At 32.4% G+C, this 17683-nt stretch carries 16 protein-coding genes; 3 read left to right on the top strand and 13 right to left on the bottom strand.

What is annotated here, in order from left to right; all coding sequences use genetic code 11:
• Positions 1-433: 433 nt before the first annotated feature.
• The 3 genes from ACQCX0_RS05590 (at position 434) to ACQCX0_RS05580 (ending at position 4752) form a co-directional block, all read left to right on the top strand.
• Positions 434-1822: a glutamate--cysteine ligase gene (locus ACQCX0_RS05590; protein ID WP_462563184.1), complete on the top strand. Its 1389-nt coding sequence runs from the start codon at positions 434-436 to the stop codon at positions 1820-1822.
• A gap of 220 nt (positions 1823-2042) precedes the next feature.
• Entirely contained in the window at positions 2043-2252 is a 210-nt protein-coding gene (locus ACQCX0_RS05585) for a cation transporter (protein ID WP_462563183.1), read from the top strand.
• A 286-nt stretch (positions 2253-2538) separates the two neighbouring features.
• On the top strand, positions 2539-4752 hold the full coding sequence (locus ACQCX0_RS05580) for a heavy metal translocating P-type ATPase (protein WP_462563182.1): 2214 nt from the start codon (positions 2539-2541) through the stop codon (positions 4750-4752).
• Positions 4753-4784: 32 nt separating this feature from the next.
• Here ACQCX0_RS05580 and ACQCX0_RS05575 read toward each other — a convergent pair whose 3' ends face one another.
• The 13 genes from ACQCX0_RS05575 to ACQCX0_RS05515 form a co-directional block, all read right to left on the bottom strand.
• The gene (locus ACQCX0_RS05575) at positions 4785-5276 is read right to left on the bottom strand and encodes a hypothetical protein (RefSeq protein ID WP_462563181.1); all 492 of its coding nucleotides are present in this window, start codon (positions 5274-5276) and stop codon (positions 4785-4787) included.
• Positions 5277-5415: 139 nt separating this feature from the next.
• On the bottom strand, positions 5416-5859 hold the full coding sequence (locus ACQCX0_RS05570; protein ID WP_462563180.1) for a hypothetical protein: 444 nt from the start codon (positions 5857-5859) through the stop codon (positions 5416-5418).
• A gap of 1413 nt (positions 5860-7272) precedes the next feature.
• A complete protein-coding gene (locus ACQCX0_RS05565; RefSeq protein WP_462563179.1) occupies positions 7273-8676 on the bottom strand; it encodes a phage tail protein in 1404 nt (467 codons plus the stop codon).
• A gap of 309 nt (positions 8677-8985) precedes the next feature.
• On the bottom strand, positions 8986-9540 hold the full coding sequence (locus ACQCX0_RS05560; RefSeq protein ID WP_462563178.1) for a hypothetical protein: 555 nt from the start codon (positions 9538-9540) through the stop codon (positions 8986-8988).
• Positions 9541-9697: 157 nt separating this feature from the next.
• Complete coding sequence (locus tag ACQCX0_RS05555; RefSeq protein ID WP_462563177.1) at positions 9698-10588, bottom strand: phage capsid protein; 891 nt, start codon at positions 10586-10588, stop codon at positions 9698-9700.
• 167 nt (positions 10589-10755) lie between these two features.
• Positions 10756-11469, bottom strand: a complete 714-nt coding sequence (locus tag ACQCX0_RS05550) for a hypothetical protein (protein ID WP_462563176.1) — start codon at positions 11467-11469, stop codon at positions 10756-10758.
• Position 11470: 1 nt separating this feature from the next.
• Positions 11471-11752, bottom strand: coding sequence for a Bbp19 family protein (locus tag ACQCX0_RS05545; RefSeq protein WP_462563175.1), 282 nt, complete (start codon positions 11750-11752; stop codon positions 11471-11473).
• Positions 11753-11944: 192 nt separating this feature from the next.
• Complete coding sequence (locus ACQCX0_RS05540) at positions 11945-12295, bottom strand: hypothetical protein (RefSeq protein ID WP_462563174.1); 351 nt, start codon at positions 12293-12295, stop codon at positions 11945-11947.
• On the bottom strand, positions 12271-13722 hold the full coding sequence (locus tag ACQCX0_RS05535; protein ID WP_462563173.1) for a portal protein: 1452 nt from the start codon (positions 13720-13722) through the stop codon (positions 12271-12273). The genes ACQCX0_RS05540 and ACQCX0_RS05535 overlap by 25 nt, the downstream gene beginning before the upstream one ends.
• 246 nt (positions 13723-13968) lie before the next feature.
• On the bottom strand, positions 13969-15981 hold the full coding sequence (locus ACQCX0_RS05530; RefSeq protein ID WP_462563172.1) for a hypothetical protein: 2013 nt from the start codon (positions 15979-15981) through the stop codon (positions 13969-13971).
• 14 nt (positions 15982-15995) lie between these two features.
• Positions 15996-16694 (bottom strand): hypothetical protein, encoded by a 699-nt coding sequence (locus ACQCX0_RS05525; protein ID WP_462563171.1) that lies wholly within the window; start codon positions 16692-16694, stop codon positions 15996-15998.
• Between the two features lie 71 nt (positions 16695-16765).
• Positions 16766-17137, bottom strand: coding sequence for a hypothetical protein (locus tag ACQCX0_RS05520; RefSeq protein WP_462563170.1), 372 nt, complete (start codon positions 17135-17137; stop codon positions 16766-16768).
• Positions 17134-17418: a hypothetical protein gene (locus tag ACQCX0_RS05515; RefSeq protein WP_462563169.1), complete on the bottom strand. Its 285-nt coding sequence runs from the start codon at positions 17416-17418 to the stop codon at positions 17134-17136. Before ACQCX0_RS05515 ends, ACQCX0_RS05520 begins: the two co-directional genes overlap by 4 nt.
• Between the last annotated feature and the right edge of the window lie 265 nt (positions 17419-17683).

The raw sequence follows: 17683 nt of genomic DNA, 5'->3' as shown, positions 1-17683 counted from the left end.
ATATTAGGAATATTAAAAAAATGCTTTACTGTTTCTAGAAATTCTATGGTATAACTAGGCTTGCATCAGTCAATTTTATCTATTAAAAATACTCATCTTCTTTTGTTTTGCTAATTCTGCTAAAGTTTGTTTTAATTGTTTAATTTCTTTGGATGAAATATCTAAAGATGTTTATTTACGTTATAGTTGCCTGATAGCATAGAAATGTATTAAGGGAATCATTAAAGAAATGGACTTTTGTGATAGGATTATGGGGGGAATATTAAGGTTTTTTTCTGCCAGTAACAGGATTAGTTATAGGAAGCTGTATTAGGTGTGATGGGTACTTTAAATATGAGTTTTAGCTGAGTGATAAAAATTGCAATTTTTACAAATAAAGACTATATTAAAATAAAATTGCAGAAGAATTCTGCGTTAAGGACCTGTATTAAATATGAATAACTATATAGAGAACACTAAGCAATTAGTAGAATATATCATGAGCGGAATTAAAGCCGTTGATAATTGTAAAATTGGAATTGAGTTTGAAAGTTTTCTGTATCATAAATCTAATCTTAAGAATTTAACCTATGAGGAACAAAACGGTATCTTAGAGGTTTTAAAACAATTTAAAGTTAATAATCCGGAGTGGGAAAATATTTTCGATAATCAATATATTATCGGATTACATCATAAAACACTAGGAAATATTTCCTTAGAACCTGCTGGGCAGTTTGAATTATCTTCTAATTCTTATACTGATGTTCATCAAATTAAGCATGCCGTAGAGCAATATTTAAGAGAGCTTGTTCCTATTTTAAACAACTTAGATGTGGGAATTTTTCATTTAGGCTTTAATCCTAAATTTCTACCTAATGAATTACCTATGATGCCTAAAAGCAGATATAGCGATATTATGTATAAATATATGCCTAAAGTAGGAACTTTAGGGCAGTATATGATGAAGGGAACTGCTACGTTGCAGGCTAATTTAGATTTTACAAGTGAGGTGGATTTAGCTAAAAAATTTAGAGTAAGCATGGCTCTGCATCCTTTTATTGTGGCACTTTTCGCACATTCTCCTATTAGTAACGGGGTATCCAACGGTTATCTATCTTTTAGAGGTCATATTTGGCAACATACCGATAATGCTCGGGTAGGGTTTTTAGATTTTGTTTTAAGTGATAGTTTTGATGTTATAGATTATGTAAATTATGCTTTGGATGTACCTATGTATTTTCTGAAACGTGGGGATACATACCTTGATGTAAGTGGCTTATCTTTTAGAGATTTTATGGTTGGCAAATCACCCTACTTTGAGCAGAAATTTGAGAAAATCTTCGAGAAAAAATTTAAAAAAGAGTTTAAGAGAGAAAAAGCCACAATTAAAGATTTTGTTAATCATTTAGGAACGCTCTTTCCTTATGTAAGGCTTAAGAATTATTTGGAAATTCGCGGAGCAGATTGCCCTGATTTTAACTTTATTAATACCCTACCGGCTTTGTTTATAGGTTTATTATATGATAATGCCGCTTTAGAGAACATTTATAACTTAATTAAAAGTTTTACTAAAAATGAGTTGGTAATACTAGAGCATCAAGTAAATAAGACAGCTTTTCAGGGAATTTTTAGGAATACTAAATTAAGTTTTTGGTTAAGAGAGATCTTAGATATTGCACAAAGCGGGTTAAAAAGTAGAAAACTAGGTGAAGAAAGATATTTAGAGCCTTTATACGAGTTACTGTATACTAATAGATCTTTAGCTGAACATAAATTAGTATTGTTTCAGAGCTTAAATAATAATATAGATTCCTTTATTAAAAAAATTACCTTTAATCAGTAACTCTTATTATCTTAAATCTATGTTTTAAGATAATTTGTAAGAGTAATAATTTAGAGCAATCTCTAAGTAGCTTAAAATATCAGTAGAGATTATATGAAAACTTGTATTTGTGTAGTTTGTAATTGTATGTTATTCTTAAATAATTGAGATACGAGATACAGAGTTAAAAATTCTACTCAATTACTATATAACTAAGATAAGTAACAGCGGAATAAGCAATATGTTAAAAACCTTAAAAGTTGAAGTGCTAGGAATGCATTGTAGTTCTTGTGCTTCTAAGATAGAAACTGCTATAACTAAGGTATCAGGTGTTAAATCTGTAGCAGTTAATGCTGTTAACAATAAAGCCTTGATAGAAATGGAAGAAACTACTGATGTACAAAAGATTGTGCAAACTCTAAAAGCAATAGGATATGATATTAAACTCTAATCCAGCCTAAAAACTAACGATGGATACTTAAATTTGTAGTTATTGAGTAGGTCTTATTAGCTCTAAAATTAATTTCTAAGAATTACTTGGGTTCTAAAATCTTAATCTTCTCTACTGCTTAACTTACTAAAGATTATGAGGTATTTACTGAAGCACCGACTATAATTATTTATTTGTAAGTTTCTCTTTAAATTATATAGGATAGTTAATATTTCTACTGCTTAGAATACTATAAAAATGTTAATCATAATAATTTCAAGACATAATAAAATTAAAGGATTTACCAATGTTACGAACTAAACTTTCTATTGCAATCACCTTAACATTACCTTTAGTAATTCCTATGTTATTAGAAATTTTTGGAATACATTTAATGCTCCCCAGCTATCTACAATTTATCTTAGCAAGCATTGTGCAGTTTTACTGCGGTTATAGCTTTTATAGTATTGCTTTTAAGGGTCTGCGTTATGCTAATCTAAGTATGGACACCTTAGTAGTGATGGGAACCACCGCAGCTTGGGGGTTTAGTACCTATGCTACTTTTTTTGCAAACACCTTAGAGCATGCTCTCTATTATGAAAGTTCCGCACTAATTATTACCCTAATCCTATTAGGTAGGTATTTAGAAGCACGCTCTAAAAGTAAGGTAGCAAATGCAATATCTTACTTATTTCAGCTAATTCCTAAAACTGTTAGCATAGAAAAAGACTCTCAAATTATTAAGATAGCAGCTAAAGATATTCAAAAAGATGATATTGTCTTAGTAGGTAGCGGAGAGAACATTCCTATTGATGGTATAATTATAGAAGGTTCTGCTCATATTAATGAGGTAATGATAACCGGAGAAAGTCTCCCTATTTATAAGCAAGAGCAGGATAATGTAATTGGTGGTACTCTTAATACAGATGGTTTTCTCAAAATTAAAGCCACAGCTGTGGGAAATAGTACGGTTTTAGCTCAAATTATAGATCTAGTGGAAACTGCACAAATGAGCAAAGCCCCTATTCAGAAATTAGCAGATAAAATTGCTGGGGTGTTTGTTCCTGTGGTAATAGGTTTAGCTATCTTAGTATTCTTAGTGTGGTCGCTAATTGGGGATATGTCTTTAGGAATTATAGCTGCTATTGCGGTTTTAATTATCGCCTGCCCTTGTGCTTTAGGGCTTGCTACTCCTACTGCTTTAATGATGGGTACAAGTTTAGGAGCAAAGCACGGAATCTTAATTAAAAATTCTCAAACTTTTGAGAAAGCTCGTTCTGTAAGTGTAATAGTATTTGATAAAACCGGTACCCTAACAGAGGGAAAGCCTTTAGTTAAAGCAATAAAACTTAGAGAAGTACGAGTAGGAGAAATAAACTTAATAGATAGAGAACTTAAGGAGATAAATCACGCTAATCTTTCCAATACCTTTATTTCTACTAATAGCTATGTTGCTGATGCAGAAGTTGCAGTTATGGATGAGCCTAAATTCTTAGAGATAGTAGCCTCATGCCTGCAATTCTCTAAACATCCTTTAGCTCAAGCTGTGTGTAAATATGCAAATGAGCAACAGATATCTCTAACGCCCTTAAAAAGTTTTAATAATTATCTAGGACTTGGGATTAGAGCAGTTTTAGAAATAGATACCAAAGAGCTTGGGAATAATGAGGGTAAAGAGAATATGGTTAAAGAAACTTGGTTAGGTGTAGAGGTTATATCAGGAGATAAGGAGAAAATTAAAGAAGAGATTACCTTTTTGTTAGGGAATGAAAAACTTCTTAAGGAACACAACATTATAGTTTCTACTGCGTATCAGACTCCCACTATCGCAACTCAGACTATTTATCCTAGTGTTTCTGGTATAACCTCTGGCATAGTTACTGCTACTACAACAGCATCTTTAGGGAAGAGTGAGAATGCTTTTACGGTTGTACATATGGCTACTTTAACCCCTAAAAAAGAGTATTTAGGCAGTATTTTTTTAGGAGATACTCTAAAAAGTAGTGCCAAAAAAACTATTACAGAACTTAAGTCTATGCAGATTAAGAGTATTATTTTCTCAGGAGATAACAATGCTGTAGTGGCAGAGGTTGCAAAAGCATTAGAAATTGATGAGCATTATGGCTCATATTCTCCGCAAGATAAACAGAGGGGAGTTACTAAATTACAACAGCAGGGAGCTGTGGTTTTAATGGTGGGTGATGGTATTAATGATGCACCGGCTTTAGCTCAAGCTAACGTTAGTGTGGCTATGAGTTCAGGGATTAATGTTGCTCTTGAGACTGCTGAAGTTATTATTATGTCTCAGTCTCTGCATATGTTACCGGCTTTTATTGCTTTATCAAAACTTACTTTTAGAAAAATTCAACAGAATTTATTTTGGGCTTTTATTTATAATATTATTGCTATTCCTTTTGCAGCTATGGGGTTGCTTAATCCGGTAATAGCAGGCTTTGCTATGGCTCTTTCTTCAGTTAGTGTTATTCTGAATTCTTTATCTTTACAACGGGTAAAATTATAACCCTACCCAAAGGCAGGGTTATAATTAAGCACTTATTTTTTAGCAGTTTTAGGAACTCTTTTAGTGTTTTTTATCACAGATTTAGGTTGCTCTTGATTAATTTGTTCTTGATTAGAATTCTCTTGCTTAGGTTGTGCCAAGTTAAGTTTTAAAAGATTATTTTTCTCTTGGATCAGTCTCTCTAAGTTACTTTTTTCCAGAGCAATTTGTTTTAGTTTTAAGTCAATTTCAGCTTTTTCTAAGGTAGATTTTTTATTTTTTACAGTATGAAATAATAGCCAAATCCCCACAGATAGTAAAAGATAAGGATACACCTGTAAAGCTGGTGCCCCACTGATTTTATCGCTAATACCTAAGGGTAGCATTCCTAATTGCTCTAAAGAACTGCTAAGTATAATTAAGCCAACTGCGGAGTATCTATTAATTAAGCGATTTAAAAGTTGCTTAAGTATCTTATTAAAAAAATTATTTATAAAAGGTATCTGTAATAAAGATTCTAATAATTTTTGTAGAATGGGTAACATGTATTTTTTCCTTATAGTTGTTGGTTAGTTGTTGATTAATTTTTTAAGAGTATTAAAAAATCACTGCCTTTTGGGCAGATTCTTGTTCCTGAGTACGAAAAGTTTTAAGTAACGAGCTAGCTTTTTAGTAGCCGGTTAATTAAAAACCCCTGCTTACTAAGATATGGTAGATACCATTGGTTAATATAGCCTTATCATCGTTTTTTTTAATAGCAAAAACCCCTCTAGTGCCGGTATAGGGAATAATATGCTTGTGGTTAAAATAGAAACTTCCCCCGTAATAAAGAATATTATCTTTATTCAACATATTTTGATCTATGGGGTAGTAAAGATCGGATTTTATAAAACCGGTATTAGCCGTAGATTTAAAAAAGATCTGCAGAGTTAAATTATTAAGCCCTAAGCGGTTGTTTAGGGGATAAGATTTATTTGTACTTACCTCAATTTCTTCGCAGTAAGAAGTACCCTGAGTATAATTATTTAGAAAAGCTAAGCTATGATCTGCTCTAATATTCACAATTCCTAAATATACTCTTTTTATTTTATTTTCTTCTTTAATTATTCCGCCTTGATACATAGTCATGGTTGGTATGTTGAAGTAATCACTGCCTTGAGTATATTAGGTTTCTTTTCTTTCTATTGAATTTATTAACAATATGAAACATTGTTTTTTTATCCTTATTTAAAATAACTGCCTTTATGGCGGAGTTTTGTGTTTTTAACACTTTACTTAGTTTAACTTGCGGAGTACTTCTCTTCTCTTGTGTGTGCCACGTAAAACTCTTAGGGATACCGTGTAAGGCAAATAAGATCTACCATAAAGGCAGAAACTTAATTAATCAAAATATTAGGTGCAATAAAATAAATATTCATTGGCAGAGGAGTATTTTGTTGAATAATCAAGCTAATTTTTTGATGCCAACCTGAGTCCAGAGTAATTTTTTAACCCCGTTAAAGGTAGAATTAAAAGCAGAATTAAAGGTGGTATGCAAGGGGTTAAAATATTCATTAGTGCTATCTAAGCTTCCCTCTGTGATTGTGGGCAGAGCAATATCTGTAATTTTTATAATATTTTTATTACAAATATATTCTTTATTACCGATAGGTGTAGTACTAAGATCAAGATCACTAATGCCTGTATTGCTGAGAGCCGTAGTCTTAGGATTTATTTTTACCAAAAGATTTCCCCCGTAAGAATTGCTAAACCCTATAGTTAGGGTATCTACTTTCTTTAGGGCATACATAGCACTAAAGGAACCTAGAACTTTTAAAAAAGGAGTTTCATAGGTTGAGCTATAATTAAAACCTAAATAGATTTTTTGGAAATCATTAGTTGTAATATTCTCAGTATTATTATCATAGGAGGTTTCTGTGGCTGAGTTGTCAGAAGAAGAGTTCTTTGGCTGTGATTTTTCTTGATTATAAGCTACTGGATTAGAGATTACCGAGTTGTAAGAGTTTGAGACAAAAAGTTCTGCTAAAGCTAATTTGTTTTCCCTAACTAGATATTCTCCTAAATAGGTATTATCTTGAATAACGCTAATTTGCATATTATTGAAGTGTCCTAATTGTTGTAATAATGCTTGATTTTCTTTTGGAATAACCATACCACAATCTAAATTCATTAAATTGTAGAGTGGTAAGTTTTTCTCAAATTGATTCAGATCTATTAAATTTATGTATTCAATAAAGCGGATAACTTGGTTGCCTAAGGTACGTCTTACTAATAAGATTAAATATTCCGTAGTATTAGTAGTACTTATTACTATGTCTTCAATAAAGGCTTTTTTTTGTGTGGCTTGATTGAAGCTGTTCTGAGAAGTATTATGAGGGGAGTCGTATTTAGGCGGAAGTGTGGAATGCTTTGGGTATAATTTTTTAGAAAAAGCTATAGGGCTGTTCCGAGAAGAGGCAATGCAAAAAGACTTCTCTGCTCTTGAGCTATCATATTTGTCTAAATCATATCCTCCTAAATAATGTTGATGCCACGCAAAATTTATATTAAGATTACTGATATGTATAGCAGTATTTGGAGCCACCTCGCTGGCATACAGTATAGTTGCTCCCAGTAACATCCCCTTAGTATTAATTGCAAATAAAAAATTATTAGTAGAGGCAACCACACTAACTTTGTAACCTCATGTTTAAGGATGGTAGTATTAGTTTCTGCACTATTATTAATGGCAAAATAAGACTCTTTGTTCAAAATAATCGCAGGAATTGCTTGTAATTGAGTATTAAGATAGATACTGAGATTATCACTAGAGCAGGCAATCTTAGAACTCTTTTGGTTGTTAATTTTTATTATGGTATAATTATATGGAGCAATAGGCAGATCTAAATTTAAGGGAGTAATTGCAAAAACACCCTTATTAGTACCAAAAAGCACATGAGTTTTATTAGGCTCTAACCAAAGTATTTCAGAGACATCCGGAATATTTAGAGTAATACTGCTCTCATAACCTACAATATCATCACTTACTACTAAAAATTGATCTTTTAAGGTCGTAGAGAAGTTAGTATAGTTTTGAAATACCGAGATAAAAATAGTATTAGGTTTACTCTTAGTATTAGCAGCATATAAACGTGAACCGCATAAATCAACTAATGCTGGGTAACCGTATTGCTTGTTCCAGACAGAAAATCTAAAATGCTGACTAGCAGTTATTCCAAAAAATTTAGATTTTACTGAGAGAAGAACTTCTGTAGCATTTAGATAGCCGGTAATGATACCGTAGCCCCATTTACCATCATGGGCAATTCTTACCCCTACCCCTTCATCTTCTTTTTTAAAAATAGCAGTAGAAGCACTAATTTTAACCTTACCTTCATAGTCTGAAGGAGCAAGAGTAGTTGTAGTTTTGTTAATACTGCCCCATGGTCCGTCCTCATAAATAAAATCTGTTAGTTGAAAGTTTAAACTATTATTAGTATCAATAAGTTGTAAAATCATTGGTTTGAGATTTTCACAAAATAAGTAGAGAGATTTAGTAGAATTATCAAAAATATAGTGTAATTTCTTAAGCACACTAGCAGTATTCCAAATAGTTTCTAATTCTAACTGATTAGCGTTAATAATTAAGGGAGAAAAATTTACAAAGAATTTAAAGTAACTCTGGCCTATTCTATTAATACCTGCTTCAATTAAGATGCTATTATGCAAATATTCAAAGCTAAGTAAGCGACTATAAGGAGTTTCTTGATTATCGCTCGGAATATCAATTAGAGTAGTTAAAAATTTACTACCGTGACGTCTTACTAACATGCCGTTACTCAAAGGAATAAAGTTTTCTATAGTGCGTCCTGCTTTGTAATAGTCTTGATGTTGTGCCATAACGTTTAAATAATCCGAACACTGCCCTCTTTTAAAGGAATAAATTTCTACTGTTATTTTTTTCATATTAACCTCCTGCCTTTAGGGCAGTTAAAATAAGTATTTGCTTTTTAAGCGAATACGGTGAGTTGGTTTAGTTATCTGCCAAATATACTTAGTCTCCTCCTCCTTTGTGTTGTGCTATGAAAACTCTCAGATATACCGAGTGAAACACATAATCTGCCTCAAAGGCGGAGATTTAGTTAAGAGTGTCTGGCTTACAGCTTGCTAGCGTACATTTACCCATAATTTATGTTTTTGATCTTCTGTGGTAGAATTAGCCTCAATTGAATCTATATTTAAGACTTTTTTATATTCCACATCAAAAAGCTTAGTTCAAGTAGCAGATAAAGTACTATCATCTAACAATACATAGGATAACTCTACGGCTAAAGCTAAGGAGATTAATTTAGAGAGGCGTATTGTCATGAAATTTTCTGCAATATTTGCTACGTAGTCTAAGTTAATTTTTTTAGAGTTGGCATATAAATAAATGCCGTCTCTTAAATAATCATTGCATTCTTTAATATGAATAATTCTAATTAAATCAAAGGGGAGTAAAAATTTATGTTCAAAAGAACGATTTTCGTATTTGTTGGCTTCTTCCTCGGTAGATAGTTGCAGATTGTTGCAATTAGTCTGTCTTTCAAGAGCTTCTTTTGTAGATTTAGTAGCTACATGCTCAGCAGTAACTTTAGGTGCTAAGGGTTTGAGAATGGTTTTTTTTATACAACATCTAAAAGGGTAACTCTCAATTACTTCTGCTTTTACTAAAGGATATAAAAAATTACAATGCCCTGCCTGAGGGGTGGTTTCCTCTAAGGAGTGAATTAATTGTTGTTTTAAGAGTCTTAGTGCTCTGTTGCAGATATCTAATTTAGAATATGTCATATTTTTTTTCCTTATTAAAAATAACTGCCTTTATGGCAGAGTTCTGTGTCTTTAATACGTTACTTAGGTTGATTTGCGGAGCATTTTCCTATTTTAAATACACTCCTGCCATACCGTTAGCTAAATAAGTACCCGCCTTGTGGGCGGACTTTGTGCTTTATTCCTGACATAAAATTTCTACTACTTTTTTCTCATCCATTCTGGTTGCTCCGCAGGATAATGAAGCATAAACTTGTACTGCCATATTTTTATCTTTCCTAATAGAAATATCGGTTTTAATATCCTCTGCAGTTGCTAATAATAACCCTGATTTTGCATAACAAATTATACTTCTAACTTTATCTTGGTTAATGGGTAATAAAATAGAACTCACTCTTTTAAAGGTAAAACCCATAAAAGTATTAATTCTGCCCTTTACTAAAGAGCGTACCGTATTATAATCAATGGAAGTTGCCTCGGTTGAGCGTAGCAATTCTGCTATTTGTTTAGAAGTAACAATACAGAATTGCTCTTCAGCATCATCTAGTAAGAATCTTGCCATACGGAGTTTATCTAAGGTTAAGCTACTTTTTATTGCTTTACTGGGGTCGGTAGGTTTGTCATAACTATAGGTTAGGGCAATTTTTTGGTTATCAGGTAGTGCTACCGTAGTGTCTCCCTTATTACCAGTTAAAGCGTTACCGAGTGCCGCTTTAATAATACGATCATCCTTTTTTCTTCCCAGTGCATAAGCTGCATTTAGGGCATAAGCTTTGGTGGGATCATGAATTACTTTGAGTTTATCTTCTCTATCGATTAAATCCGCCCAATTTGAGGTAATTAATGAAATCATTCTTCTATCAAATTTAGTTTCAATTAGAGGTGTATCAGAATGTCTTCCTATGATATATATTGCCTCGGTGGGGGCAATTTTATCATAGAAGTATTTCTCAACGCTTTGGGTTTCATTCCTTACACAACTTGCAAGTTTTGAGCATTTTTGTTGTAGATTTAAGGTTACCGCATGATGGTAGCCTTCATTATGTAATTGTGAAATGTTTAGTGTCATGTTTTTTTCCTTATTTTAATAACCGCCTTTCAGCGGACTTTGTGTCTTTAACACGTTACTTAATTTGACTTGCGGAGTACACAAGGGAGAAGCGTACTCCGCAGAATAAGAGAGAAATTAAATAAAAATACCAAGCCTGCCATAAAGGCAGGAGTTTAATTGTATTCTCATACAATAATGCGATTTAAAGAATTAAGTTTCTCTAAAGCATTTTTATGGTTAAGATGATTACTATCGGTTAGGGTTACCATAAATTCAGGATCGGAAGTTAAGGCTGTTCGTTGTTTTTTAGCATCTATTGCAGAATTAAAATTTTGCACAGCATTATTATGAATACTTCTATCCTCACTCAAAAGGGTTCCTAAATCTACTAATTTATTTAAAAATTCTATAGAATTTATGGGATTCTCAGGGGAAGTATTGAGTATATTTAACCACTCAAAAGCTCTTTTTACTAAAGAAATATTGGTATCTGTATGCTCACCCCATTGTTTAAGAAGGTCTTCTTTAATACTTTCTGGAAAATAATCTGCTTCTTCAGAACCTGTATCCTCTAAAAAATTTTTATTAAGTTTGCTCTCTTCTGTACTTTGCTTAGAATTTTCTTTAGAAATACTCTCAGAATTTGCTATTTTATTGGTAGGCATGTGGTTGTTAAAAGCATTTTTTTGATTGATTAGCTCTTTTATAGGTTCTTGAGTATTACTAGTTAGCTCTACTGTGAGCTGGGGTTGAGTATTGCACTGCGTAGGTGCAGTATTAGTTTTTATCTGTAAGTTTTCTCTCTTAGGAGATAGCGTACTTAGTGGTATATCCTCTTCATAGGGAATTTCTTCGTAGTTTGCATGTTTCATTAAAGTATTGATTGTAGATTTGTTCATTTTATATTTCCTTATTTAATTTAATTAGAGTGTCTAAATCCAGTTCTAGCATTTCCATAAGATGTAACATGACATCTCTTGCTCCTTCATTAAAAGCAGTTTGATGGCTATCCTTACTTACAAAACTACTACTGTAGATATGGCAATAATTAGCTAAATCTTTTAAGACTATACGCACTGTAGGATTTTCAAGGTTGAAAACGTCCTTAAAAGCAGTATTAGCCAGTTCAATATTATTTTGGGTATGATAGAGACTTTTTAACCAAATAAATCCGTTTCTCATCTTTAATTACTCCTTATTATAAATTCCTGCCTAAAATAGCAGATTTTGTGTACTATGCTCAGTTTTTCCATTCCTTGCTGAGGATGTGCCTATGTTAATAATAGATGCGGAACTGGTCTTGCTTCTGTTACTTTTTATCTTTATCTTACATGCGGAGAGAACGATAGCAACTGATGAACAATCCTGACTCTGTTACTTTTTATCTTTACCTCTTAGCCTATTCGTGCTTTGTGTGTTGGAATTTTCTTGGGATAGAGATTGAAAAATACTACAGGGAATGCCTTTATTTTTAGCAATTAATTTGAGTATTTCTAGCCAATTAATATACCCAGCAATTCCTGCTCCTCCTGCTCCTGCTCCTCTTGTTTCTGTTCCTCCTCCTGCTCCTATACTAATATCGGTTCCTATTCCGGCTCTTTGCTTTATTCCTGTGTTATTCTTGATATTTCTTATCCCGATGCCTTTTTCTATGTTACTCTCCTTCCCTCTTATATACTCTTCTGCTATGTTTAAAGCACTCATCCCTTCAGCAGTATCTTGCATACTATTATACCTACATCATTAAGTCTACCTGTAGGAGTTCCTCTCTCAATTGTTTGCAAATTGGCAATCAGAGCAGTTAAATCTTCAAGTGCGGTATTATCTAAATATTTCTGATTTTTATTCCAAGGTGAGGTGAATTCAATTTCAATGTCTGTTAAATTGATATGTTGCTGAGGATTAGGTAAAAGATTTAACCGTCGCATAAGTAGGTATTGTCTTTTTAATACCGGAGCTAAAAATTCTGATTGAATTCTAGAAATTTTAGAACCAAGTAACCGCACTTTTTGCTCATTATTGGAGATAACCTCAGTAGCAGTAGCACTTCTGGTGTCAAAAACGGTTAATAAGGAAAATAAAAAAGCCTCCTTAACGGCGATACGTCTTTGCTCTTGTAATTCTAAAGCTCCCTGTAAATTAAAAGAAGTTGCTAAAGGTTTAAAGAGTTGATTGCCGGTAATTGGATCTATTCCTCCGTAAATAATCCCTCCTGGCATAGTTCTTAATCCTTGTACCGCAGCTTCATGTGGGGCTAAAATAGGTGGGTCTACTTCTTTTTGAGCAGCAATTAGCATAGTTTTGCTCATAATATTTAACATTTTAATATCCGGAAGAGCAGACATTGCAGGGCTTTCCCCATAGAGTTCCTGAGAATTAGTACTCCAGCGTGTACAAATATAAGGAAATTCATAGTAGCCTGAGAGAGAAATTATATGTTTAGCACTTATATCTATGTAATATGAGGCAAAGGGCATATTCTTTAATAGAGCTTTTTTAGTACCGAAATATTTACTCGGAAGAGTGATGTTTAGCACCTCAAATTCTTGATCTTGTTCTCTTTTTAGACTACCATTCATAAGGGTAGATAAATTATTATAACCCCAGATACTCTCAACTTCTTTAGCCTTAATTGTTAAACTTCTAAAAACCGTATCAATATTATGTTCTTCTGTTTGATCTATATAGCAATTATTTAGATTTTGTGAGGTGTAAACCAGATTTTTCTTTGTAAGATTTTCGCTAATATAAAATAAAGCTGTGCCGTAAGAGACTAAATCTGCATAGAATTCATAAGATTTATAATAAAAGCTGGTATTACTATCAGCTAGATTTTCTCGCATTAAATAATTAACCTCAGAAAACCATTTGCTTAACTCAACACTTATAAAAGAGCTTTTAGATTTTAACTCAAACCAATTACTAGCATTATTTGCCGTCATCCCAAATAAGGCGGAAGTTAAATATTCTGAAGCAAAAATTGCCGTACTATCATAGATATTTTTATAATTTTTAGCAAAAACACTTTTTTGCGGACGCACATAAATGATAATTTCTGCCCAATTATTTTCTAGAGTAGCTCTCTTAGTTACTAATTTTTGGTGCCAATTAATAAGTTTTTCTATAATAAAATTAGGATTCTGTGATTGCATAATATTTTTTTCCTTTTAAAATAATAATTGTACCTTTTGGGCAGACTAAATAAACTATTGCCTTACAGCGGATGTTTTGAGTTTTATTCCTTTGCTGTGTTGCCATGTGAAGTTTTTCTGTATTCTCTCTTATCACTATGTTGTCCTATTACTTTTTCTTCTTGGTGTTTACACAGGCTTGGACAGGTATGAGTGTATATTCGGTTTAGCTTCTGATTAATTATGAACATATTAGCGTACTTTCTTTTAATTATTGGGATCCCAACTGAAGGGATCATAGGTACTTGTATTATTAACATAAAGGTTAGGAACAATCTTAATAGTTGTTGTTCCTAGTTCACTAAAGGTTAAAGCCGTAGCATCTGCACCATCGGGGGAAAAGCCACAACGCTTTCTAACATTAATTTTTGGTTCTAATTGTAATTGCCCTTTAGAATTAAAGCTGTAATGCAGGGCAGTAATTTGTCTTATTAAGAGATCATCTTTAATAATATAACCTTGTTTATTATTCACAAAATCTCTTAATCCGCCCCAAATTTCAGCTCTTCTATTAAGATATTTTCTGCTATCATAAGCCTTACTTGCAAAATGAATTAACCCTAAAATTCTCCCGTATCCTAATTCTTTTAATCTATCAAATACAGCAGCTCCGTTGCCTCCCATATCTAAAAATATCTTATGGGGGTTTAGCTTTTGAATGTAATTAACAATTACTCCTACTAATGCCATAGTATCTGAGAGATTAATTTTTTCATTAACTCTAAAACCCAAGAAATCGCCTTCCCTATCAATTATCCAAGAGTAGTCTCCTCCTCCTCTGGCTACGTCAATTCCTAAAATTAAAGGATCTTTTTTAAGGTTAGAATTAGTATGTACTTGGGGGATATCTTCTTGTTGAGTGCAGGCATGGGGTTTTCCTAAGGATTGCGTTATTTGGGGTTCTGTGTTTTGATATCCTACAGTGCTATCTATTTGTGTGGTCTGTTGTTCGATGGATTGATGAGAGAATTGCTTCTGCAAGCTCTCTTTGGGCATAGGGGAAACTGAGGTTGTATGTTCTTGATTTGAGAGAATAGTATGCTCCGTGCTTGGTGTGGTACTGTATCCTATATTCTGTGTTGTGTTGTGTGCTTCCGTATGCCGTTGTTTAGTATTTTTATTCTCAGTATTTTGGGAGTATTTTGTGGAATTGGCTGTAGATAGGACATGCTTCTCTGTGAAAATTTTTTGCTCATGCGTTGTAGCTTTGTAAAAACCTAAGAATGGGCTTAGAATATGCTTTAAATTACTCGATTTTGGAAAAGTAAAGTTAGGTAAAATCTCGGTGTCAGGCTTTTTTTCGGTTGGTACTGGGAGCTGCAGAGATAATTGCTTGTATAGGTGCTTGTAGAGCGGATTAGGGAGTATTAAACTCGTATCTGCTTGGTGAGAATGCTCTTGGTTAGTAGTTTTATCTCTAGTAGTTTGGGAATACTTTGGAGAATTGGCTGTAGATAGAACATGCTTCTCTGCAGAAAATTTTTGCTCATGCTTTGTAGCTTTGTAAAAACCTAAGAATGTACTTAGACTATGTTTTAGATTACTTGGTTTTGGAAAAGTAAAGTTAGGTAAAGTCTCGGCATCAGACTTTTTTTCGGTTGGTACTGTGAGTTGCTTAGATAATTGCTTATATAGTTGCTTGTAGAGCGGTTTAGATTTGCTAGTGGTTCTAAACTCTCCTGCAGTTCTTAGTCTGGGAAGTATATCCTCATACTTAATAAAAGTGTTATTACTTAAGGTATTAAAAGCTTCATGAATACTAGCAGAAAATTCCTGATAGAAACGTAGGCTTGGTCCGTTATTATTATCTTCGGCAGTGGATTTACATAAAATCTCATTTTTTAAATAAGCCCAACGTAATTGTTCTTTATTTAGGGAATAATTTTTTCCGTATTCTAACCAAGCCAAGGGTGGCTTCCAATTTTCTGCTTCTGTTCTGTAATCCTGATGCCAAAACCAAGGTAGAAAAATTAACTGAAACTGACTTTTCTGCAAAGTATTATAACTATCAGTAAAATTCTTATTTAGGCTATTATTCGAACTATTTTGGCTTTGTTCAGCCTCAATACATAAATTGTAAAATACGCCATTTGCTCCATTAGTAGTACTTTCTAAAATAATCTCAGTATTTTTAGAATCACTTACTGCCATCATAATACCTGCTAAATGACTAGTAGCGTTGGGCCAAAAGGCTATTTCTGAACCGTGAAAGAATTGCAATGTATCTGACCTCCCTACTTCCTTGCTACCTGCGGTGTTAAAGATAAATCTACCGGAATTTTCAGGAAAATAAAGCTCTGTTCCTTTAGTTTCTCTCCTTTTAGGTTTAAAAAAAAAGGGCTGTTATTATAAAAATTGAGCATCATATTAAAAATATTATTAGTGGCACTTTGTCTGTGAGCTAAAGTAGCACCCTTTAATGCATGATTAGTGATTAAATAATGATAAGCACGGGCTACTACATAGGTGGTAACTCCTATTTGTCTGCCTTTTAAAATGAGAGTCCTAACTTTACCAGTAGCTTTTTGTTGTATATTGAGACGTTGATGAATGTAGTGTTGTTCCTGATTAAAATGTAAAGGATGTACTTTATGTTTTTTAGTAATAATTTTTAAAATATCACTGCTGAATAAAGTTAGGTCTGCTTGATACTTTTGTATCAATTTTTCTAAGATATTTAATGCCTCAAAATCTTCCTCAGTTCTACAATTAAGATTAGTAATAATTCGGCTTTGAGTTATTTCTATATCTTGTATAAAATCCTGATTAATTGGGGTATCTTTCATAAAGTTATTATAAATTTTTGTAGTACTATTCGTAGTATTATTAATTAAATTATCGCTATATATTGTATCTGATTCAGATTTATCAGTACTTAAAGTATCAAAAGTGGAAATAGCTTTAAAAAAGCGGTTTATAGGGTTATTTTTCATAATATTTTAATTAGCTTAAGTAATATTTTTCATAAGTTTTTTGCGATTGTGTTCAAAACCTCTTGTAGCGATTATTCTATAGAAAGCTCAGAATTTTCTTGGTGAGTTAATTGGGTTATTAATTTATAACGCTCCTTAATATCTATATAAGGAGTATTTTGAATATCCAATAAGAGTTCTCTAACATGGGGATATTTGATTCTGATTAACTCTTGAATAAGTTTTATTTCAATCTTGCCCAGAAAATCTTTTTGGAGAGAATGAGCATTAGCTAGAGTAAGATTCTTAGTAAAAGTTTCATAACTAAACATACCCAAAGCAATATATTTAGCAAGTAGCTTTTGATTTTCTAATATATTTTTGGCTAAAATTAGTTCTTCACAGTAAGCAATTAACAAGCTAGGATTTTTAATAATTTTCTCTTTAATTATAAAATTAATCATGATTTTTCTTCTTTTTTGTTACTATTCTCGATAACTTCCTGAACCATTTCAGCAATAGTAGGTACTTTATTAGGATTTCTTTGTAAAACATTTTTAGCTTTGATAACGCTAATGAGTAGTTTAATCTCAGTAGCTAAATCTTTCATAGTACGCTCTTCATATTTAGATATACAACTGTTAAAGAGCATATTTCTAAGTTTTTCCAAAAGAGTTGCATCTTCTATTTTAGCTAAAGACAGGGGCTGTTTTTTAGGTATGCTTGTGTAATTTGAGTTATCCATGTGTCTTTACTTCACTATTACGATTCTAATTGTATTGGTAATGTATCATTTTTTAACAGAGTTGTCAATACATTTTGTATCTAAGGTGAAAAATATCTGTCTTATACGAGATTTGTACAATACATATAGTTATTATTTCAGAATTTAATAAAATTTGTTCCTAAATATTTTTAATTCTTATAGTGATTTTCTTAATAAATATAGAAAGCTTTTTTAATTACATTTATTAAATGTGAACTAGTATAATGTTTCTATAAAAATTCTT

Source organism: Candidatus Hepatincolaceae symbiont of Strigamia maritima, from assembly GCF_055505085.1.
This window is presented reverse-complemented; position numbering and strand designations above follow the sequence as displayed.

What these genes read in the sequence shown, in the direction of transcription:
- ACQCX0_RS05575 (WP_462563181.1), bottom strand. Translation starts at nt 5,276, where the DNA reads ATGTTACCCATTCTACAAAAATTATTAGAATCTTTATTACAGATACCT.
- ACQCX0_RS05585 (WP_462563183.1), top strand. Translation starts at nt 2,043, where the DNA reads ATGTTAAAAACCTTAAAAGTTGAAGTGCTAGGAATGCATTGTAGTTCT.
- ACQCX0_RS05590 (WP_462563184.1), top strand. Translation starts at nt 434, where the DNA reads ATGAATAACTATATAGAGAACACTAAGCAATTAGTAGAATATATCATG.
- ACQCX0_RS05550 (WP_462563176.1), bottom strand. Translation starts at nt 11,469, where the DNA reads ATGAACAAATCTACAATCAATACTTTAATGAAACATGCAAACTACGAA.
- ACQCX0_RS05555 (WP_462563177.1), bottom strand. Translation starts at nt 10,588, where the DNA reads ATGACACTAAACATTTCACAATTACATAATGAAGGCTACCATCATGCG.
- ACQCX0_RS05545 (WP_462563175.1), bottom strand. Translation starts at nt 11,752, where the DNA reads ATGAGAAACGGATTTATTTGGTTAAAAAGTCTCTATCATACCCAAAAT.
- ACQCX0_RS05520 (WP_462563170.1), bottom strand. Translation starts at nt 17,137, where the DNA reads ATGATTAATTTTATAATTAAAGAGAAAATTATTAAAAATCCTAGCTTG.
- ACQCX0_RS05580 (WP_462563182.1), top strand. Translation starts at nt 2,539, where the DNA reads ATGTTACGAACTAAACTTTCTATTGCAATCACCTTAACATTACCTTTA.
- ACQCX0_RS05535 (WP_462563173.1), bottom strand. Translation starts at nt 13,722, where the DNA reads ATGCAATCACAGAATCCTAATTTTATTATAGAAAAACTTATTAATTGG.
- ACQCX0_RS05540 (WP_462563174.1), bottom strand. Translation starts at nt 12,295, where the DNA reads ATGCAAGATACTGCTGAAGGGATGAGTGCTTTAAACATAGCAGAAGAG.
- ACQCX0_RS05570 (WP_462563180.1), bottom strand. Translation starts at nt 5,859, where the DNA reads ATGACTATGTATCAAGGCGGAATAATTAAAGAAGAAAATAAAATAAAA.
- ACQCX0_RS05515 (WP_462563169.1), bottom strand. Translation starts at nt 17,418, where the DNA reads ATGGATAACTCAAATTACACAAGCATACCTAAAAAACAGCCCCTGTCT.
- ACQCX0_RS05525 (WP_462563171.1), bottom strand. Translation starts at nt 16,694, where the DNA reads ATGAAAAATAACCCTATAAACCGCTTTTTTAAAGCTATTTCCACTTTT.
- ACQCX0_RS05560 (WP_462563178.1), bottom strand. Translation starts at nt 9,540, where the DNA reads ATGACATATTCTAAATTAGATATCTGCAACAGAGCACTAAGACTCTTA.
- ACQCX0_RS05565 (WP_462563179.1), bottom strand. Translation starts at nt 8,676, where the DNA reads ATGAAAAAAATAACAGTAGAAATTTATTCCTTTAAAAGAGGGCAGTGT.